Annotated in this window: 13 protein-coding genes and 1 pseudogene; 2 read left to right on the top strand and 12 right to left on the bottom strand. The window is 36.3% G+C overall.

Annotated features, from left to right (window positions below):
- Nucleotides 1-70 precede the first annotated feature (70 nt).
- From MHI40_RS03720 to MHI40_RS03685, 8 genes are all read right to left on the bottom strand, one after another.
- Complete coding sequence (locus MHI40_RS03720) at nucleotides 71-1,915, bottom strand: polysaccharide biosynthesis protein (RefSeq protein ID WP_340761561.1); 1,845 nt, start codon at nucleotides 1,913-1,915, stop codon at nucleotides 71-73.
- 158 nt (nucleotides 1,916-2,073) lie between these two features.
- Nucleotides 2,074-2,841, bottom strand: coding sequence for a tyrosine-protein phosphatase (locus MHI40_RS03715; RefSeq protein ID WP_340761560.1), 768 nt, complete (start codon nucleotides 2,839-2,841; stop codon nucleotides 2,074-2,076).
- Nucleotides 2,842-2,907: 66 nt separating this feature from the next.
- Nucleotides 2,908-3,618, bottom strand: a complete 711-nt coding sequence (locus MHI40_RS03710; protein WP_340761559.1) for a CpsD/CapB family tyrosine-protein kinase — start codon at nucleotides 3,616-3,618, stop codon at nucleotides 2,908-2,910.
- Nucleotides 3,619-3,622: 4 nt separating this feature from the next.
- Entirely contained in the window at nucleotides 3,623-4,348 is a 726-nt protein-coding gene (locus MHI40_RS03705; protein WP_340761558.1) for a YveK family protein, read from the bottom strand.
- Between the two features lie 519 nt (nucleotides 4,349-4,867).
- Nucleotides 4,868-5,617, bottom strand: a complete 750-nt coding sequence (locus MHI40_RS03700; RefSeq protein ID WP_340761557.1) for a hypothetical protein — start codon at nucleotides 5,615-5,617, stop codon at nucleotides 4,868-4,870.
- 102 nt (nucleotides 5,618-5,719) lie between these two features.
- A complete protein-coding gene (locus MHI40_RS03695; RefSeq protein WP_340761556.1) occupies nucleotides 5,720-6,850 on the bottom strand; it encodes a hypothetical protein in 1,131 nt (376 codons plus the stop codon).
- A gap of 707 nt (nucleotides 6,851-7,557) precedes the next feature.
- Nucleotides 7,558-8,709, bottom strand: coding sequence for a hypothetical protein (locus tag MHI40_RS03690; protein WP_340761555.1), 1,152 nt, complete (start codon nucleotides 8,707-8,709; stop codon nucleotides 7,558-7,560).
- 21 nt (nucleotides 8,710-8,730) lie between these two features.
- The gene (locus MHI40_RS03685; RefSeq protein WP_340761554.1) at nucleotides 8,731-9,795 is read right to left on the bottom strand and encodes an SGNH/GDSL hydrolase family protein; all 1,065 of its coding nucleotides are present in this window, start codon (nucleotides 9,793-9,795) and stop codon (nucleotides 8,731-8,733) included.
- 311 nt (nucleotides 9,796-10,106) lie between these two features.
- Between MHI40_RS03685 and MHI40_RS03680 the strand changes: the two genes are divergently transcribed.
- Complete coding sequence (locus MHI40_RS03680; protein ID WP_340761553.1) at nucleotides 10,107-11,726, top strand: NlpC/P60 family protein; 1,620 nt, start codon at nucleotides 10,107-10,109, stop codon at nucleotides 11,724-11,726.
- A 70-nt stretch (nucleotides 11,727-11,796) separates the two neighbouring features.
- Here the strand turns inward: MHI40_RS03680 and MHI40_RS03675 are convergent, their stop codons facing one another.
- A complete protein-coding gene (locus MHI40_RS03675; RefSeq protein ID WP_340761552.1) occupies nucleotides 11,797-12,213 on the bottom strand; it encodes a hypothetical protein in 417 nt (138 codons plus the stop codon).
- Between the two features lie 175 nt (nucleotides 12,214-12,388).
- Here MHI40_RS03675 and MHI40_RS03670 point away from each other — a divergent pair, with 175 nt between their 5' ends.
- A complete protein-coding gene (locus MHI40_RS03670; RefSeq protein ID WP_340761551.1) occupies nucleotides 12,389-14,062 on the top strand; it encodes a glucosaminidase domain-containing protein in 1,674 nt (557 codons plus the stop codon).
- Nucleotides 14,063-14,198: 136 nt separating this feature from the next.
- On the opposite strand, the gene MHI40_RS03665 is transcribed toward MHI40_RS03670, so the two are convergent.
- The 3 genes and pseudogenes from MHI40_RS03665 to MHI40_RS23405 form a co-directional block, all read right to left on the bottom strand.
- Nucleotides 14,199-19,472: a S8 family serine peptidase gene (locus tag MHI40_RS03665; RefSeq protein ID WP_445678336.1), complete on the bottom strand. Its 5,274-nt coding sequence runs from the start codon at nucleotides 19,470-19,472 to the stop codon at nucleotides 14,199-14,201.
- A gap of 296 nt (nucleotides 19,473-19,768) precedes the next feature.
- The gene (locus MHI40_RS03660) at nucleotides 19,769-21,160 is read right to left on the bottom strand and encodes a DUF2628 domain-containing protein (RefSeq protein ID WP_340761549.1); all 1,392 of its coding nucleotides are present in this window, start codon (nucleotides 21,158-21,160) and stop codon (nucleotides 19,769-19,771) included.
- 12 nt (nucleotides 21,161-21,172) lie between these two features.
- Nucleotides 21,173-21,235: pseudogene (locus tag MHI40_RS23405) on the bottom strand (zinc-ribbon domain-containing protein); the annotation flags it as partial.
- Nucleotides 21,236-21,371: the final 136 nt, after the last annotated feature.

The following is a 21,371-nucleotide window of genomic DNA, read 5'->3' as shown; positions in this document are numbered from 1 at the left end:
ATAATAGTAGTTTATTATCCCTTAGATTCTTCTTATACACTCATTTAATTTCTGAAGACAGAAGAAACCTTTATTTTACACTCGTACCTTGAATCGAAACCAACGACTCCACATTTTTCCTATTAGCTAGTCCAATTAATAATTGCTTCATCTCATCAATAGAAATCTCTGGTAGCTTCTCAATCACATATTCCAACTCCATCTGACTTATCGGAGTTGCTGCTCCTATATGAATCTTTGGAAATACGTATTTGCTCTGAATCTCATTTTCATCCAATAGTTCTTCAAATAGCTTCTCTCCAGGTCGAATACCTGAATAGTTAATACCTATCTCATCTTCTCTATAGCCTGAAAGCTTAATAAGATTCTTAGCTAAGTCAACAATTTTCACTGGTTCACCCATGTCAAGCACGAATATTTCTCCACCACTTGCGAGCGTTCCTGCTTGTATAACTAGTCTAGATGCTTCGGGGATCGTCATGAAATAACGAGTCATTTCTGGGTCTGTCACAGTGATTGGTCCACCTACTGCAATTTGTTTTTTAAATAGAGGGACTACACTTCCTCTGGACCCTAACACATTTCCAAAACGTACAGCTGCAAATTTTGTATCGCTATCTTTTGCAAGGTTCTGAACAATCATTTCTGCGAAGCGTTTAGTAGCACCCATTATATTCGGAGGGTTCACCGCTTTATCCGTAGAAATCATAACAAAATGTCCTACGCCAAACGTATCTGCTGCTTCTGCAACATTTTTCGTCCCAAATATATTGTTTTTGACCGCTTCCCTTGGATTGTACTCCATTAACGGGACATGCTTATGCGCTGCCGCATGGTAGATTACATCTGGCTTGTACTCTTCGATAATATCAAAAATTCGATTACGATCCTGCACATCTGCAATCAGTGGAATTATTTTTGTGTTTGGTGCAACCTTCTGACGCAATTCCATGTCTATTGTATATATAGAGTTCTCCCCGTGCCCTAGCAATATAATTTGTGAAGGATTAAATCTGATTACTTGTCGACAGATTTCTGAGCCGATAGAACCACCAGCACCCGTTACTAATATCTTTTTACTTGTTAGTTTAGAAGAGATGGCATTTATATCTAGTTCTACTTCATCCCGCCCTAGTAAATCTTCAATCCTAACATCTCTAATCTCGTTGACAGACACTTTACCAGTTAGTAAATCTTCTATAAGAGGCATCGTCTGTGTACGTATACCTGTATCCAAACACTTTTGCATCAGGACAGCTCGCTTAGATTTGTCTAAAGATGGAATAGCGATAATAATATGTTCAATATTCAAATCTAGCACAGATTCTTCAATAATATCTGTTCCTCCAAGAACACGTATATTAAAGATTTCTAAACCTTTTTTGTTAGATCCATCATCCAAAAATGCTACTGGTTTGAGTGGCGATTCTACATTTTTTAATAATTGCCTCGCGATCATCGTACCTGCAGAGCCTGCCCCTATGATAAGTGTACGTTTATGATTTTCTGCCAGTTCTTCTCTTGTAAGAAAGGTATCACGAAAGACTCTCCATGAAAGTCTTGATCCACCTATAAGTAGGATATGCAGCATCCATGTTATGGACAATGCACGAAGTAATACATGTCCCTCCACGAGGTATTGTACTGCTGCTACCGTCAGAATAGATAAAGTTACAGCTTTATAAATAGACAACAACTCTCGAATAGATGCATATTCCCATACTTTCCTATAAAGTCCGTAGTACATGGCAAATCCATGATGTGCAATAAAAATCGCAAGTGAACTAGCTATCAAAAATGTTGCTGAAAATGGATTATTTATTGGATAAAGCAAATAGTAACCTATATATATTGAAAATAGCACTATACAAGAATCGACAAATACTAACATGGACAATCTTCTTTTGAGTGACATGCCACAACCTCCCATTCTTTATATCTTTATGTATGAAAGTTTTCAACTTATTATATCAGCTCGGAATTACTCTGCTAAAAAAGCATTATCCATTTAATGTAAAAAAACCAAACTCATAATTCCTTTGGATTAAATGGATATTTCTTACAAAAATTAATTCACACAAACAAATTCCACCATTTTGCTTTTTCTAATACCTTAGGTTCAAAAATAATAACTTCGGTATTTTCGACGATTCTTGCATTATTTTCAAGAAAGATGTCGACTATATCTAACCGTTTCGATTTTTCCAGGTAAGTTAACCCTGCATCGAATAAAAAAGGTCGTGTTTTTAAATTGTGGACATCTGATCCGTATGTGTGAATTAAATTTGAATCTATTAGTTGTAGTGAAATCTTTTGAATAGACTTTCCAAAATGACCAGCGACGCTTCCGGCAGTTATTTGTGCAATGGCACCATGATTGATGAGCTTAAATAGTCTTTCTGGATTTTCTGCTATTGCTCTATTTCTTTCTGGATGAGCAATGATTGGTACTTTACCTAAGCTTAAAATACCTTGGATAATTGGAACTGTATAAGCAGGAATATTCGATGATGGTAACTCAATTAATACATATTTAGAATTTGCAAGTGCTAAAGCCTCTCCTGTACGTAGCAATTCTACGGTAGATTCTTGTATTCTAATTTCTTGACCCATGTGTATTTTCATCTTAATGTTCTGTGCTTTTATTTCAGTTCGTAAAAGTTCGATTTTTTCTATTACTGTTTGCTTAGTAACATTATAGTGCGGATTGAAAGCGTGCGAAGTCGCTATTATATCTGTGATTCCTTCTTTCACTGCATGTCTGATAAGTGCTATGGATTCTATCATTGTTTGTGGACCGTCATCTACTCCTGGTAGAATATGCGCATGTACATCAATCATGAATTTTTAGTATTCCTTCCTAGTCCAAGATTTTAAAAAAAAGAATAAGTAGGTACAAATACCTAGTTATTCAGCATTTCCATAATATTGATAGTAGTAATGGTCCTTACTTAGCTCAAAGTTATTCAAGACCACTCCTAGAATGTTGGCACTCGATGATAATAGTGCTTCTTTAGCTTTTAGAACTTCTGTTTTTTCTGTTTCCCCCGAGCTCATCACCAAAATAGTGCCATCGGTTTTGTTCGCCAATATTTGTGCATCAGCTACAGATAATACAGGTGGAGCATCAAATATGATCACATCGAACTTCTCTTTCATGTCGACAATTATTTTATCCATTGTTTGTGAGCCAATTAATTCGGCTGGATTTGGGGGGATAGGACCACAAGTGATTATTTGGAGATTTTCAGTTTCAGTATCTTTCAGTACTTCACTAAGATTTGCTTGGCGGGTTAATAAATTGGATAACCCAGTTGTATTTGTTACATGATATGTATAGTGTACAGTTGGCTTCCTCATATCAGCATCTACTAATAGAACTCGTTTTCCTTCTTGGGCAAATACAACCGCCGCATTAGCAGCAATCGTAGATTTCCCTTCTCCAGGAGAAGAAGAAGTAAACAGGAATGTTTTCAGTTCTTTATCCGGCATGGAGAAGTTAATGTTCGTTCGAAGTGTTCTAAATTGCTCTGATACAATTGACTTAGTATTAACACTTGTTACAAGTTTACGAGCAACAGTTTGAATAATACGTTTTCTATTTTTCTTCTTTACCATATTATTACCTCTTTCTACGTGGTGTCACTTGAACTTTAGAATCCATAATATCTTTATCGGAGATCGAGCTTATTAGGCCCAGAATCGGTAAATTTAATAGTTCCTCTATGTCTTGTTCACTTTTCACAGTTGTATCTAGATAGTCAAGAAGAAAAGCAATTCCTACTCCTAACATTAACCCGATGACAGCAGCAATTGCCATATTCAATATAGGATCTGGTTTAACTGGTGCGGGATTTTCCGCTAAAATTGCTGGAGTTAAGAGACTAACATTATCCACCTTCATTAGTTTGACAATTTCATTTTGAAAAACACTAGCCGTAGTATTCGCTATATCTACAGCGACACTTGGGTTTGGGTCTTGAACTGAAATATTCACAACTTGTGAGTCTTGTTCGTTGTTTACAGTAATTTTACTGTTTAATGCGGTTGGGGTAGTTTCTAAATCAAGTTGTTCAATAACCTTTGATAATATAACGGGGCTTTTAATAATTACATTATATGTATTGATTAATTGTAAGTTGGTTTGTATATCCTGAGAATTAAATGCCGTTACATCTGCTTTTTCTTGATTAATTAGTATTTGTGTTGATGCCTGATAGATTGGCGTCAAGAATAAAAAGCTAACAAGTCCACTTAACGTTACTGCAATGATTGTTAGTGAAATGATTAACGACATTCTTTTTTTCATCGTTTTAAATAAGTCCTGGAGGCTAATTGTCTCTTCCATTCAGTTAATAACTCCTTTTGGTCATTCTACTATTTTGTCATAGTATATCACATATTGTCATTTCAAACTCTATTCTAAAACAGTCAACTCTGCATAAATTTACTAATGTCATGATAATTGTAATAATTCCTACTTTTAATGCAGGTCCTATTACTCATAAAAACTACTATTTTATAGATATAATCAACTTATATATATACATAGTCTCACCCCTTAATATATGAAAAATAGAACTTATATATATATTTTTCGTACCACATAAATACTTTCGATTATTTTTAATATTCAAATTACTATAAATAAGAAACTTCCTATTATGAGGAATAAGTTAAATTATTAGCTATAAGTACTTAATATGATAATTGCTCCATTCAGGTTAGACTAACTCACTAACCACAATATATATACGAAACTTATTGACCATTGTTAAGTACATACATTACTAAGTTGTTGAAACTAGACACACCGTATTATCCCCTCGTTTATTGTTAATGAAACCTAATCGAGGGGATAATTTTGTTATCTTTTAAGCGCTTTACTAAGAATACTATCTCTTCTTGCTTTTTTTGTTGCTTCGTACTCATCTCTGAAACTTTGTGCATACGACTTATCATATCCATTTGCAATCAAATCTTTTTCCACAGCTAAGATAACTGCATTGAATATTGTATCCGTGTTGTTTTCTAGTCCATTTGCAGCTGTCATGTATTTATTATAGAAGTATCCAAAATTGACACCTTCTCCACTTTCACTACTATATTCTTCCATAGCATGTCCGATTAATGCATTTATCTTGGAATCTGCTTGCGCTTCTAAACCTTCGAAAGATGCACGATATTTATCTTTTATGGTTGCCACTGTTGTTGTCTCGGAATTATTTGTGTTGCCACTGTTGTCGCCAGTTGAAATGGTATCTTTTGAATTAGATGAATCATTTGAGTTATTCGTGGAAACGGATGTAGACTCATTCGACGTTTTTCCGTTTGAACTGTCATTTGAGCTATCTGTTGTCTCATTTATGGCGTTTGTATTATTTTTTGATGTGGAGATTTTATTCCCTTCGGATGTTTCTTCTATAATTTCGCCGTTCTCATCTATAAAAATAGTACTCCCATCAGGAAGCTCTACTTTATATGGTTCTGCGACAATTTCTGAAACTTTTTCATCGGCAACATCGTATTCTTTAAATTTAAATATATAAAGTAAATAACCTCCGCCAACAAGAATGATTATAGCTAGTATGATTAATAATATTTTAAATTTCTTCATATCTCTCTCCTTCATGCTCAATAAATAGTAATGTTGATAGTATCAATAATTGTCGAAGAATGCAGAAAATCCCCCCACACTGTGAGATGTGAGGGGATTATTTTATTTAAATGAAATGGTAAAGTTGACTGTTAACTCCGATCCGTTATTAACTGTAAGTGGAAGTGTAACTGTCTTACCTTTAAGATCATTTAGTGAATCTGCACCTGAAAATGTGGTAGCAAGATAGTTTACGCCTTGTGCTGATGTAGGATCAAAACCATTTACTTTAGTTACACCTAGTTCACTAGTAAATGTTGAGAAAAATCCTTTACCTAAAAACTCTACAAGTTGTAGATCTTCCTTTACTGTAACAGTTAAGGAGTTAGAACCATCTGTCGTAGCTGTTGTACTATCTGCAAAATTTGTGTTTAATACAGTAACTAAACCTTCAACTTTTGAATCCAATACTTGTTGCGCTGTAAGTGTTTCTGCATTTACTGCCGCTTTTACTTTTTCAACTTCTTCTAATAATGCTGTGATAAATTTGTTGTTTGCTGCATTTGGAAGACGTGTTAAAAGTGCTTCTACTTCTCCAAATTCCGCTTTTGCTTCTATCACTTTACCATCAGCGAGGAAGTCTTTGATTTCAAGTAGGCTCATGTATATAGTTACAGGAACCATTAACTCGTCACGTTTAGCATCCGCTGGTTTTTTGTATTCTTGTAATAGTAGATCTCGCGCTGCTTTACCAGAGAAACGATATAAAATAGCAGTTCTTCCTTTTAGTTGATAAGATAATTTATGATATTCTTTCTCTACTGTTGCAAAGTCATTTCTGTCTTGCGCTACTTGAATATTCTTCATAATTGGCATTAAATACTTTGTTGCATAGTTATATGCATCAATGTAAGGTACCAGACCACCAGATATCTTTTCGTTGTAAACCGCATCTAACTCATTTAGTTTTGCTTGCTTCTGGGATGAAGAAAGTTTAGATGAAACAACAGATTTTCTAACAGATTGATAGTTTTTCTTCATCGTGTTCAAAGCTGGGTATAACGCGCTACTCGGAGCTACTTTGCCACTTAAAGAGGGATTCACATAGTGAGTCGTTGCTTTGCTTAATTGTGATTTCACCTTATTGACTGACTGATCAAGCGATGATGCTCCCATTGCTACTGGTGAGAATGATAGAACTGTTGACGCTAACAAAGCTGCTACCGCCGTTTGTTTGATTAGCTTTTTGCTCATACTTCTCCTCCTTTTAATAGTTGATATTCAGTTGATATATTAATAATATTTCAACAATTCAATAATACTATCTACTTAAGAGTATTTCAACAGCGAACTCGACAAAATAATACAATTTTAGATAAGAATGTACTATTTTAGCCCCTCTATTTGTCCCGGTTCGTGAAAACATTCAAATGATTACATGTATATTGTACCTAAAAAGTCTATTAAAAAGATATTTTTCGGTATATTTTGGTATTTATTTGTGCCAACTTTTTTTCGTAGTTTTTGGAGCATTGCTATATGCAAAGCAACTATATTACAGAAGTTAAGGCTTGGTTTGTCTTATCATAAGGGTTTGGGAAGAATTCTTAAATCGAACCTTATTCCCAAAACAACTCTACCGATTCAAGGAAAGAGAGGTATATAAGTGACACGAAGAAGAAAATAAAGGCAGAATCTATCAACGTCACTACTTTGCGAAAGAAGTAATATCTAGTCCTACTTACTAACAGTATTAATTACGGGTTCGGGTCTTGGGGTAGGAGTGGGAGTTTAAAGAAATGTAGATATCTACAATCACGTTTAGTAAATGATGATAGGATCGTCTGTAGTTTTCTGAGTATTTTGTTGCACAGGGACATAAAAAATACCCTCTCCAGCGAAAAGCAAGAGAGAGTAAGGATGTAGTCAGATGTCAAAACTGTTTGCAACACAGGGACATACTAGAACTTAAGCGTGAAGTTCACTGTGAAATCTGGTGTGTTATTTACGGTAATAGGGAAAGTAAAAGATTTTCCTTTTAGGTCAGCTAGTGTTTTTGCATCTGCGGGAAATGTTGCTTTCAAGTCTTTTAGGGCTTCCGCTGATAATGGACTGTTCCCGTTTATTTTTTGGATTCCTAGGCTGCTGATTAGAGAAGTGTAAAAATCTTGACCAATAAATTGGATAATACTGATATCTTCTATCACTGCAATTTCAAGTGTGTTAGAAACGGTAGATGCTAAAGTTATTTTGGAATCTGTGCTAGCATTGGTGGTCTTCACTAATGTAGCTACTTTTACATCTAATGCTTCCTGTGTTGTGATTGGTGCAGGAGTAAGATTAGGGTTTCCGTTTACTATTGCTTCTACTTTTTTCATTTCTTGTTGTAATGCGGTATAGAAATGGTTAGTAGAATCTTTAGGTAAACTTGCAGCTAGTAGTTTAAGTTGTTCATATGCTTTTAATGCTTCTGGCAGTTTACCAGATGTAACCAGGCCTTGCAGTTCTGCTAACTTCATATAAACAGTTACTGGAAGTTTTAACTTATCACGGACTTGATCGGCCGGTTTTTTGTATTGTGTTAATAATAGATCACGCGCAGCCTTTCCAGAAAAACGATATAAAATTGATGTTCTTTCTCTTAGTTGGGCAGACAGGTCATGGTAACCTTTTTCTACTGCTGCTAAATCATTTTGTTGTTCCGCTTTGTTTAAGTCACTCATAATAGGTGCTATATATTTAGAAGCATAGTTATAAGCATCCATATATGGTACTAATCCTTTTGTGATTTTCTCATTGTATAGTGCATCGATTTCTTTTAGTTTGCTGTTTTTTTCTTTCGCAGAAAGCTTTGAGTTTGCGATGGCTTTTTTTGTGGACTCAAAGTTTTTCTTTACACTGTTTAAAGTTGGATACAATGAATTGCTTGGAGCTAAGTTTCCAGCAATTGCAGGATTAACATATTGTTTAGCCGCTGCATTTAATTCCACCTTTAAGGCATGAACCGACTGATCTACCGTGTTTGTTTTTGCAAATGCACTTGGCGAAGCCACCAAAATAGCACTTGTTAATAAGGCTGCCGCTGTTGTAGTCTTCATAAAGTTTTTCTTCATAATCTTCCCCTTAATGTTCGTTTATTTTACTTGAAATTTCATTAATACGGTTGTTTTTAATGGGCCTTCTAGAGAATCTTTTAAATCTTTCGTTATCATTAATTCATAACTACCTGGTTTGTATCCTTGCTTTGGTGCCGAAATTAGAACCTGCTTCGGGTCCGTAGAAGATACCTTTATCGAAACAGGAATACGTACTGTCCCGTCCTTTACAACGAAAATTCCATTATCTACACTCTTTAGGTTAACAACTTTGTTTAAGTTGATCGTCCAAGTTTTGTTTGAAGCTACTGGCTCGGATTTTTCAATAATTTGACCCCATTTATCGGGAATGCTAGGAAGCGGTTTGTTTACAGGAATAGAGAAATTAGCAAAAAACTGATCTGCTAGCACTTGATACCCCGCCATATTTGGGTGAATATCTGCTGGATTTTCTAAATAAGCAATTCCATTTTTATCAAACATCTGTGCAACTTCAACGAAATGAACACCTTCTCGTTTAGCTAAAGTAGCAAGTTGATCATTTGCAATGCTAAAAGCAAGTTGCACTTTTTGCTTCAAAGCTACATCTTGAATATGTGGTAATGGGAAATAATAACCATATAAATACACATCTGCATCAGGATTGAGCGTTTTTATCTGCTTTATAGCAGTGGCTAAATTCCCTGATACGGTTTCGAGAAGAGCAGTTGCTTTAGGAAGATCGATTTGAATACTTCCATTTACAGGATTATAGAATTCATCGATAAAATCATTGGCTCCGCTTATGATCGTTACAAGTTCTGCTTGTTTTAGAGACTTCTGCACGTCTGTTCTATTTACCGTTTCTACCAATCCAACACTAGTTTGACCAGAAGCTGCAAACTCTTTTATAAACGAACCTAGTACTTTTTCTTTTGCTAAAACCTCACTTATGATATCCGTGAATCCCCTGCTAACAGCTACTCCATAAGGGTTATGTCCAGAAGCCAATGAATCCCCTAACGCTACATAGTCAATTTTTGTATTTTCTGCATACACAGATGGAGAATAAATACTAAAGAAAGTAAAAGTTACGACTAGTATACATGCCCATATTTTACGCAATATGTATCCCCTCCTTTAGGTTTATTTTGAACAAATAATATATGAATCTACCTTAAGAATTATGACTACCATTTTACTTTAAAGAAAAATTGTATTATCAATTTTTTCCAGTGATACCTCTGTTTATATTACATGAAAGTATCAGACCTAACAATAGTATTTTGATAATTCCTAATTGTTTGTTTAACGAAGGCAAAGGAGAATTGAACCATCATAGAGAATTACCTTAAGGAGTGATCCGTATGCTGTTTGGTATAAATCATCATGTATATGCATTTCATATGAGGTAGGTATATAGGAAGATAAAGGGGTTGGGAATTCTGAGAAGGTTTACCGTAATTGTAGTAGTATTTACGCTTATGTTTTTATCTGTTAGTAATGTGAGTGCCGCTCCTTTATTCAAAGATGTTGGAGATGATTATTTTGCTAAAGCGGAGTTAGACTTTTTAGCTTCTAAAGGCATTTTAGTAGGTGATCCGTCGAAAGACTTTGGGTTATCACAAGAACTTAAAAGACTAGAGGCTGCAGAAATGCTTGTAAAAGCACTGGGGTTGGAGGTTAAGGCACAATCCGATTTGGTCATTTCCGATGTTCCGAGGGATCATGCAAGTTTCCCTGTAATCGCTGCAATTGTAGAAAAAGGAATTATTAAATTGGACGAGAATGGTGCTTTTAATCCAAATGTATCCTTTTCAAGGGGCGAAGGTGCCGTTTTCCTTGTTCGCGGGTTCAATTTAACGGGTACTACTAAAACTCCTTTCGTAGATGTGTTGCCTGAATATTGGGTTTCTGAGTTTATTCATGTATTACAAGCAAATAGTATCGCTACTGGATATCCAGACAATACTTTTAAACCATTAGTCAATATTACAAAGGAAGATTTTGCTATTTTACTTGCCCGTGTTTTGAATCCAGCTTTTCGAAAAGTAATAACACCAGTACCAGTGCCTACGCCGCCAGTACCTACTCCTGCTCCAACACCTACACCTGTTCCCGTTGCTTCCTGTGAGAAACCAGGTAAGGTAAAAAAGACGTTTGTGAATGTACAAGTAACGTCTCTTTGGCATAAACCAAATATTAATAGACCAGTAGATAAAGCTTCTATTACCACTCCTGTAAATATTACAAAGTGGACGAAAAGTATGAATCTGACCCAAAAATGGTGGCTCGTGGACAAAACCGATACGCAAGCACTATTCGGTGATGAAGTCGTCACCTTAAAAAAGAGCGGTAAATGGACTAGAATTGCTGTTAAAGATCAGTATGTCCCCTACCAAAAAGAAGGATATCCCGGATGGGTCCCATCATCGCATATAGTAGAAACAACTACAGATACTTCTGAATGTCCCATCGCAATTGTAAATGCAAAATCTACTAATCTATACCAAGATACGAATAAGAAAAAAGTTTATATCCCGATCAGTTACACGACTATTCTTCCGGTAGTGAAAGAAGAAGGTGAATGGTTGCATGTAATGACTCCAGCAAATGGCATTAAATACTTAGCGAAGAAAGATGCGAAGGTTTATAAAAATTACGCAGCAGTACCAAAGCCATCTCAAAAAGATATCGTCAATAGCGCTAAACAATTTTTAGATCTTCCATACTTATGGGCAGGCACTTCTGCTTATGGCTTCGACTGCTCAGGTATCATTTACTCCGTGTACAAGAACCATGGAATACTTATACCGCGCGACTCCTTTTATCAAGCAACAAAAGGCACATCCGTTTCCAAGAAAAACTTACAGCCTGGTGATCTAGTATTTTTCGCAGGTAATGGAGGAAAAGGAAAAGTGTATCATGTCGGGTTATTTGTAGGGGACGGCAAAATGCTCCATGCTCCACATGCCTCTTCGAAGGTCAAAATAGAATCAATGAATGCAGGAAATTATAAGAGGAATTACGCAGGTGCAAAAAGGTATTTGAAATAACGAAAAGCCCGCTTTCCTAGTTGGAAAGCGGGCTTTTCGAAATGGAAGTGAATTGTGTGCTACACAGGGACTACTGGATATCAATTACTTCCAAAGCCGGTGGATCCACTGGAGTTGTGATGATTGGTTTTGGAGTTACAAGCGCTAGTTTTCTTTTAGAAGGTGTTTCGTATTTTACTTTTGCTGTGTTTTTTTGAACGAAGCTACTTCCGCCTACACCGTATAATCCGTTATGTTGGCCTTTATAGCTGTATACGCGATATTCGTCCCCTTTTTTCAGCATACGAACGGTAGATAATGTTCCATTGCTTTCCATTTTCACAAGTGGAGTGTCTGCTAAAATTGTTACTTTTCCAATTTGTCCAAGCTTCAGCTCAGTTTTTCCCCACATTACTTTCGTTGTTGCTTGTGAATTCATCGGAATTGCAATGAATAGTCCAAAACAAACTAAAATTGGCAATGCTTTTTTCAATGCTTTTATTAACATTTTATTACCTCCTTCTTTTGTGGATGTTCATTAGTTCCTATTGTAATGGAGTTCAGCAGAATTTAAAAGGTCCCTGTGTAAGATACAATTCTGAATTGTATTTTACACAGGGACATTTAGTCTATAAGCTGATAGTATAGTAGGGTGATTATTATTAAAAAAGGAGGGAAATAAGTTGATTCAAAAAGTAAATTTAAGGAATAATTTTTTTGTAGGTATTTTAGTATTTTGTATGCTATTAATACTACCATCCCTATCGAGCGCAGCTAGTTTTGAGACTTCTGTAAATGTAAAACCCGATAAAACTTGGACTATAACGTTCAATAAGGCAGTTGATGCTAGTAGTGTCCACGCTAATTCGGTTTATGTGTTGGACCAATTTGGGGTAAAGCAAAACGGGCCACTTACTGTCGCTTCGGATCGTAAAAGCGTCCAAGTTGCTGCTCCAACTGAGGGGTATACTTACGCAGCAACGTATACACTTCATATTACAAATAGTGTGACGGATGAAGATGGTAAACCCCTCGCTACATACAATCAAAAACAATTTACAATTGAGACACCCGGTACATACGATGTCGTCAATATTGCAGCCAATGGAACTACTAGTGTAGTAAAATCGTACGCTACTTATGAGATTGCTTTAACCAACTTAAAGCCAGGTCAGGCCATCCAGTATAAGGATTCCCTTATCAAAATGTCTCGTGGAATGGTCGTTACGAAAGCTAATGGAGCTAATGTATTAACGAATGTTTATTCTGATAAGCAACTAACCAAAGCATTTACTTATGTAACTGCAAATACAGATCTACTATATATTGACTCTACAGATGCCTATGTGGAGGTAAATGTCGCAGGTAAGAACATGTTTATTAAACATGAGAATAGTAATCTTATTCCGGAGAGTGCGTTGACAGGTAGATCATATTTTTCTGCAGCTAATGGTCAACTAGTACATTCTATTTATTCAAAAAGCAGTAAAACTTATTCTTCCTATCAAATTGGAGCTGCACCTGCTTTTATGATTCCCGGTCAGACATACTATAGCGTGGATGGTGTTCATTTTACAAATACTTCTGGACAAGAAATAGGGACAAGCTATCCTTATTTTGAATACTTATCCGCACGAAGTAAAACGAATTATACAGCGGAAGAAATCGACACTTATATAATGACCATGCTTCAAAAGCTAGAAAGCGATTACCCAAATAATATATTATATCAACAGGCAACTCAAAAAAGTAAACTTATTGGTCTCGGTTCTTATCTTAAACAATTAGAAGAATCGCAGCATATCAATGCATTATTCATCCTTGCACTAGCTCAGCATGAAAGTGCATACGGTTTAAGTAATAGAGCGCAAGAATACAATAACCTTTTTGGTCTTTATGTTACAGACAACAATCCTTTAGCCAAATATTTTACAACAGTGGAACAAAATATTGATGAGCTAGTAAATGCATTTTTAAACAAAAATTATCTTCGTCCGAACGCCGGTTATGCGAATGGTGCAGTTTTTGGCAACAAAGCAATCGGGATCAACGTTAAATATGCATCTGACCCATACTGGGGAGCAAAAGCTGCCGGCCATATGTATCGTATCGATCAAATGATGGGTGGACGAGATTCTCTGACTCCCTACAAACTTGGCATCACCAACACATCTGGTCTAAACGTTCGTACTGGTCCTGGCACTAATTTTACAGCTGCCTATCGATATACAAATAGTGGAATGCCAATCACGATATTAGATGATAATCTACTAGAATCTGAATGGATCAAGGTTCTTTCGGACTCGGTGGACTACACGGAATTGTATATTCATCGTGATTATGTTGATGGAATTTAGTAGTTCCCTGTGTAAGATACAATTCTGAATTGTATCTTACACAGGGACAAAAAAATAAGCCCACACCTCTGCTATATAAGAGGCGTGGGCTTTTCGTTAACTATCAGAATTGTTTGCTACACAGGGACAGTTTACGTTAAGCAGAGACAGGAATCGCTCCTGCATCCGGCATGATAGATTCAAAACTTGGTACTGAAAGTTCCGGACTTGGGACTACAGTTTCAGAACCTGGAACGATTGATCTGATGCTTGCTTCTGTGATATTTACGTTTAGTGTGAGTTCATTTTTACCGTATTTAACGGTAATTGTTGTATTTCCTGCTTTTTTGGCTCTTACTAAACCACTGTTCACTGTGATTAATGCTTTATCTCCTGGAGTATATTTTGCCGCAGCTGTTACATCTCTTTCAGTTGCTGTGCCATCTGGTGTTGTTGTTACTTCTTTAATCGCTATACGCACTTCTTTTCCAGCTTCTAACTCGATTTGTGTGTTATCTGCAACCAATGTTACTTCTGGTGCAGCAACAGTTACGTTTACTGTTAGATTATTTTCTCCGTAGCTAACATTGATCGTTGTGGCTCCTGCATTTTTTGCTCTGACTAAACCATTCGTTACAGAAGCCACAGAATTATCCGCTACTTTGTATTTTGCAGAAGAGGTAACATTTTTTTCTGTTGTTTTTCCGTCTACTGTTGTTGTGATTTCCTTAATAGTCAGTTGCGCTTCTTTTCCTGGTTCCAAATCAATTTGTGAGATGTCTGTATACAGCGTCACTTCTGGTTTGGTTACCGTCACATTTACAGTTATTTCATTTTTACCGTAATTCGCAGTGATCGTTGTGCTTCCTGCATTTTTGGCTTTCACTAAACCATCTGTTACAGTAGCTATTGCTTTATCTGCCACTTTATATGTTGCAGCAGTTGTCACGTTTCGTTCGCTTGTTTTCCCATCTGCAGTTGTTGTTACTTCCATAATTTTTAATTGGGATTCTTTGCCTGATTCCAAACTAATATCTGGTTTGTTTACGCTTAGTGTTACTTGTGGTTCTGCCACTGTTACATTTACAGTAACTTCATTTTTACCGTATTTAGCGGTAATTGTTGTGCTTCCTACACCTTTTGCTGTTATTAAACCTTTATTTACAATTGCAACTTTATTGTTTCCAGATTTATATGTTGCAAGACTTGTGATGTCCGTTTGTTTCGTTTTTCCATCCGCTGAAGTGATTACTTCTTTAATGATTAATTGGGCTTCTTTTCCTGGCTCTAAATTAATTTCAGTTTTATTTGCTGTTATAGTCACTACCGGCTCTGTAACTATCACATTTATAGTTACTTCCTGTTTACCATACTTAGCGGTAATAGTAGTTTCCCCTGCCTTTGCTGCCGTTATTAAGCCATTGCTTACAGTTGCAATTTTACTGTTTGCCACTTTATACGTAGCAGCTTTTGTTACGTCTACTTTCTTTTCTTTTCCATCTGCAGTTGTTGTTACTTCCACTATCTTCAGTTGGGCTTCTTTTCCAACTTCCAAATCAACTTGCGTTTTGTTGGTCGTTAATGTCACACCTGGTTCAGTGACTGTAGCATTTACAGTTAATTCATTTTTACCGTATTTAACTGTAATGACTGTAGTTCCTGCATCTTTAGCTGTTACTAAACCATTTTTTACTGAAACTACTTTAGTGTCTGCTACTGAATATTTGGCAGCACTTGTTACGTCTGTCTTTTTCGTTTTACCGTCTGCTGTTGTTGTTACTTCTGTTATTTTCAGTTGGGCTTCTTTTCCTTTTTGTAGGTCAATTTGTGTTTTATTTGCCGTTAAAGTTACCTCTGGTTCTGTAACGGTCACATTCACAGTTAGCTCGTTTTTACCGTATTTAACAGTGATTGCTGTGCTTCCTGCATTTTTTGCTATGACTAAACCATCTTTTACGCTAGCAACTTTGTTGTTTGCCACTTTATATGTTGCAGCTTTGGTCACATCTTTGCGTTTAGTTTTTCCATCTGCTGTTGTTGTTACTTCTGTTATTTTCAATTGTGCTTCTTCTTTTGGTTCCAAATCGATCTGTGTTTTGTTAGCAGTTAAAGTGACCCCTGGTACAATAACTACTGGATTTTTTACCGTCACATTTACTGTCACTTCATTTTTACCATGTGTAATTGTAATTGTAGTAGAACCTTTTCCAACCGCAGTCACTAATCCATTTGCAACTGTTGCGATACTTTCGTCTGCTACTACATACTTAGCTTCGGAAGTTACATTTTTAGTAGTTGCATCACCTTCTACAGGCGTAGATGTTTCTGTTACAGTCAGTTGAGATGTTTCTCCAGCTGTTAAGTCTAGCGAAGTTGGATTAACAGAAAGAGTTAATACAGGTTCTACTATTTCTTTTTCGTAAATTAATGCTTCGCCAACATTACCTGCAGCGTCATTAATAATTACTTTTACTGAATCTGTGTCAGCTGTTACTGGGAATGTAAAGCTACCATCTTCATTCAAATTAAATGAAACCGCTGCTTTTGCTACCCCGTTTTCAGTGGCAATATACGAAGCTTTTAATTTTTCATTTAAATTATATTCTAAACCGTATAAATATAATTCTTCATTGTAATCGATATATTTGTCTGTTACTTTACCTGTTGCATTACCTTCAGTTACTGATCCAGTAATTACTGGTTTTGTAGTTTTCACGACAATTGGTCCTACATAGTCGGAAACTACTCCTGAAGCTGCAACGCCAGTAAAGTCAACTGTATATAGACCATCTGGAATCGTTGTTGCAGGTGCAGTACCCCATGGTTTGTACTGTCCGGCAACATTCAGGGTATAAGATCCTTTTGCTAGTGCTGCACCTGAATGTAAGTAACCAATATAGCCATCCCCGTATTCCCCACCTTCAGGATTCATAATATCCCAAAGTTCAATATAGTTAGTAGTTACGTCACCAGTTAGTGTAAATGATAGAACTGCAGTATCTTTAACTCCATCCCCATTAAATGACAAATCTGTAGTTGAGATTTTGAAGTCTTTTAATTGGGTTGCCTCTGCTCCACCAAAGTCAGCCGCAAATGGCAAGGAAACTTCTGAAGCCGCACCGTTAATATAGATATATCCTAGTATTTCAGAACCGTTTGGAGCAGTTGCTTTAGACGCAGTCAATGTAACTTTTAACACTTGCTCTCCAGCAAGATTGAATGTCGGTTTGTCTATCGTCACTTTTGCATCACCAAAGGATTTTGTTACATCCACTGAAACGTTATAGTTTCCACCTTTACCAGCAATATCTTTTACTAAAATTTCTTTTGTTACTGAAATATTACCTTCTTTCAGTGATTGTGGACCGAAAGTAACTGTCCCTTTTAAGTTTTCTACTACTGCTCCAGTACCATCTAACACTGCAGTATCTACTCCATAAGCAAGTATTTCTGGATGTGCTGCTGCATATGCATTCACACGTCCTGCTCCTTGAGCAAATACATCATACTTCGTTGTATCCAATATTTTAGCCGTATTGGAAAGGGCTACTTTTACATCAAAAGCATTCCAATCAGGATTTGCTTGTTTTACAAGCGCAGCAATACCTGCGATATGCGGTGTTGCCATAGAAGTTCCTGTTTTACGATCATATGCTTCGTCGTAAACAGCTTCAGGAAAATCTTTTTTGTACATTGGAATAGTAGACATAATATTTGTTCCAGGTGCACTTACATCTGGTTTAATATCAAAGTTTGGTGTAGAAGGTCCACGTGAACTGGAGTCATTTACATCATCTCCAACAGTATTCGTGGAAGCAAATTTACCAAAGCTAACTTTTCCTGTTCCACCTGCCAATGCAGCACGAATTGCCACTCCATCAGTCAAAGACATATCATAAGTTGGAATGAAGGCAAATGAATCGCCAAGGAATGTACCTGATGCATTTGGTGTACCCGATCCTGTTGCTGAGTTATGAATAATTGTAGCAACTGCTCCTTGTGCCTTCGCATTATCAATTTTATCGACAAATGCAATTGAACCACGAGCAATCAAAGCTACTTTCCCTTTCACATCAATTCCTTCATAATCTTTTACTTCTCCAAGGCCAGGTACTGCTACTAAGTCAAACTCACCTTGAAGTTGTGTTGCTAAATCTTTTCCAAAAGTTGTACCCATTAACTGAAGTTGTTTCGTTAAGTTATAGTCTCCAACTGAAACTTTAACTTCTCCGTTATGCATCGTTTCAGGATTTGTTGTGTTACCCACTCCAATCCCTAAACGTGCAGTAGCCGGAGTTCCCATCGTGCCACGATTTGGACCATCATTACCCGTTGCAACAACTCCGATAGTACCAGCCATCATGGCATTATTTATAGCAAATGATCCTGCATCGGTTTCAGAGTTTGCTCCTCCGCCAAGTGAAAGGTTGATAACATCCATTTTTTCAATTACCGCTGTATCTATTGCTTTTACTATACCTGAAGTTGAGCCACTACCATACGCTCCAAGTACACGATATGCATAAAGATCTACTTTAGGTGCAATCCCTTTAATGCCATATTCGTTTGCGCCGATTGCTGCAATTGTGCCAGCAACATGTGTACCATGTGATGTATAAAATGAACTTCCCGTTGTATTAAATTCAGGTGTTCCTGCTGGACGTTCAGAAGGTAATGTCTCGGAAGCATCATCTTCTGTACGTGTTTTTGTATAAGTAGATGAGTTTGGAATGAAGTTCTTTCCACCTTTATAAATGCCGGCGAATTCTGGATGATCTGCATCAATACCTGTATCAAGTACCGCTACTTTAACCCCTTGTCCCTCAATTCCTTCATTCCAAAGCTTTTCAATTCCTAAGAAAGAGATACTTGTATTCATCTTTGCATCTACTTTAGGAGTTTTAATAATTGTAGAAGGTTTTGTTGGTTTCGTTTTTTGTGGTTCCTCCGACGCATAAACAATTGTGTCCGGTTCCACTAATGTTACTCCTTGAACAGTTAGTAGTTTTGGAATATCACTCGCTTTAACTGTTGCTGCGAAACCATTCAACACTGTATCAAAGGCATAACCTTGTTTAATCGTAATATTTTTTATAGATAATTCCTTTTTCACAGATGTTTGTTGTGCCTTTACTTTGGTTCTCACTTGTTTTTCTTCAGTAGCTGAGAACGCTTTTCCTTTTAATTCGCTTATTCCTTTTTCAAGAGCAACTGGTTTTTCAGATAAATGAATGATCACAGCAACATCTTGGTTACCCGTTTGGTCTTGTAAGTCTTTGTGTAATTTTGGCCCACCATCTAATACATTTAACTGTTGTGCTATAGCTGATTTTAACTGCATCGTACTTTCGCTTGGTGTATTTTGCTTGAATGGCTTTACAGCTGAGTTTGCAGAAGCAGTCATAGCCGGGCTAAGCATCGTTAATACCATAGCTAGTACCATTAATATGCTAAATAACTTACTTGATAAGTTTTTCTTCAATACAAATTTCCCCTTTTCCAAAGCGTGATTTAGTTGACGAGCCTAACTATAAATTTTGCTCCATACCGCTAATGCTTTTTTATAAAAACCGCTTCCTTCCTATGAAAATAGTTAGTTATAAAGTCGCTATCATGATGTAATATCATTTCTACTATATGTGCTAGTCTTGGTGGCTATGACATGTCCACACAAAAAAGGTCCCTGTGTAAGATACAATTCGGAATTGTATCTTACACAGGGACAATCTAAGGATTCACTATTAAAGACTTATCAAATACGTAATTATATTCGCTTGTGATTATCTCATAAGGAGCTAACTTCTTTACAGAACCATTTAAGGTGGTAACCTTTGCTAATCCGTCTGGTGTGAATTCGTACATTTCCGTTCCTATTATGCGGGCACCGGTCTCGAAGAAAATCTCCATCCAACCATCTTGGTTAATATCATAAAAGTAAAGAATTGGCGCATTCTCTGCAGAAAGTGTTAGTGGCGTTATTTCAATTCCATCAATTTCTACTACTATTTCTACATTTTCATTTAAGTAACTGCTACCTCCTATTGCCCCACCTCTAAAAGAAATTGTTTCTAAGATTCCATCATTATTTACGTCGATTTTATCCTCAATAAAAAAATCAAACATGCTAGGTGCTTTTAATGTAGGAATATAGGAAGAATCATTAGAGATAGTCTCCGCATTAGATACTACGGATTGATCTTCGGCCAAATACTTTATGGACTCTACTTCACTGTCAAAAAACTTCCACTCTTCTTTTTGAGGTTTCAGTGTATGGATGAATATGGACTCGTTATCTCGGAAGTTTTCTCCTTCTACAAGAGTTGTTATTTGAGTTACACGTACTTTGACTTCTTGTTCTGATATAGATAAAAACTCAAAATCCCTAAGTTCATATGCCAAGTCAAAGTTTTCAAATAGGTCACTTAGCATTTTTTTTATTTCCGCAAAAGTTGTTTGCTCAGCATGTGTATACACCTTAGACATATACTCATCCATATTCTCGTTTTCAAGTGCTTGTATATTACCTTCAAGCACCTTAATAATCTCGGATTCAATATTAGAATCTGGCTCTGATTCTGTAATTTTATTATTAGTCGGGACAAATATGAACATGGTCATTACTATTAGTAAAGAAACTCCTCCCAATACAAGTGTTCCAAAAACGCCTTTCCAACTAGTACCGCCACGCAACTGAATTTCGTTTTTTAATAACTCTACATCACTAATATTACTCTCTGACATTTCACGAATTCTTTTTAGTGCATGGCGACGGTAAAACATATTACCGGTAATTCCAACAGTAAATGAAACAGCGAACCCCATCACGGCATTAAAAATAACCTCGTCTATTCCTAATACAGTAACTAAGAGGTTTATTCCTATAAAAACTCCGAGAATCGAAAATATTGGCTTATACATTTTTCTATAACCAAACCAAAAAAGTGGAAAGAAAAAAGCTATCCAGTTCCACGTATTCAAACCTTTTGACCATCTTCGTATGTAATAGTGTTGCTTTTTTTCACCTATAAATAATCTAAGTATTTGACTATCAATGTCAGGTTTAGGTTTAGTTCTAACCCTTCTCTTGTTAGTAGTAGATTTTAATGCTTCTATTTTCACTTCTACATCTTTACCACATATTGAGCAAAACTTTGCTCCATCATCTATTCTTGAACCACATGAAGCACAGAACAGTTATATTCCTCCTATAATTCTTTTACCCCTCCCATATCATATGCTGTTGTATTTTCGGTATTCCCTAAAAGGTCCCTGTGTAAGATACAATTCTGAATTGTATCTTACACAGGGACCAAAGAAAAATCCCCTCTAA

Origin of the sequence: Psychrobacillus sp. FSL H8-0510, assembly GCF_038008345.1 — a bacterium.
Lineage (GTDB): Bacteria > Bacillota > Bacilli > Bacillales_A > Planococcaceae > Psychrobacillus > Psychrobacillus psychrotolerans.
This window is presented reverse-complemented; position numbering and strand designations above follow the sequence as displayed.

Coding starts and splice junctions, on each gene's coding strand:
- MHI40_RS03695 (WP_340761556.1), bottom strand. CDS start 6,850: ATGAGCAAAAAGCTAATCAAACAAACGGCGGTAGCAGCTTTGTTAGCG.
- MHI40_RS03720 (WP_340761561.1), bottom strand. CDS start 1,915: ATGTCACTCAAAAGAAGATTGTCCATGTTAGTATTTGTCGATTCTTGT.
- MHI40_RS03675 (WP_340761552.1), bottom strand. CDS start 12,213: ATGTTAATAAAAGCATTGAAAAAAGCATTGCCAATTTTAGTTTGTTTT.
- MHI40_RS03700 (WP_340761557.1), bottom strand. CDS start 5,617: ATGAAGAAATTTAAAATATTATTAATCATACTAGCTATAATCATTCTT.
- MHI40_RS03710 (WP_340761559.1), bottom strand. CDS start 3,618: ATGGTAAAGAAGAAAAATAGAAAACGTATTATTCAAACTGTTGCTCGT.
- MHI40_RS03665 (WP_445678336.1), bottom strand. CDS start 19,472: ATGGTATTAACGATGCTTAGCCCGGCTATGACTGCTTCTGCAAACTCA.
- MHI40_RS03705 (WP_340761558.1), bottom strand. CDS start 4,348: ATGGAAGAGACAATTAGCCTCCAGGACTTATTTAAAACGATGAAAAAA.
- MHI40_RS03690 (WP_340761555.1), bottom strand. CDS start 8,709: ATGAAGAAAAACTTTATGAAGACTACAACAGCGGCAGCCTTATTAACA.
- MHI40_RS03715 (WP_340761560.1), bottom strand. CDS start 2,841: ATGATTGATGTACATGCGCATATTCTACCAGGAGTAGATGACGGTCCA.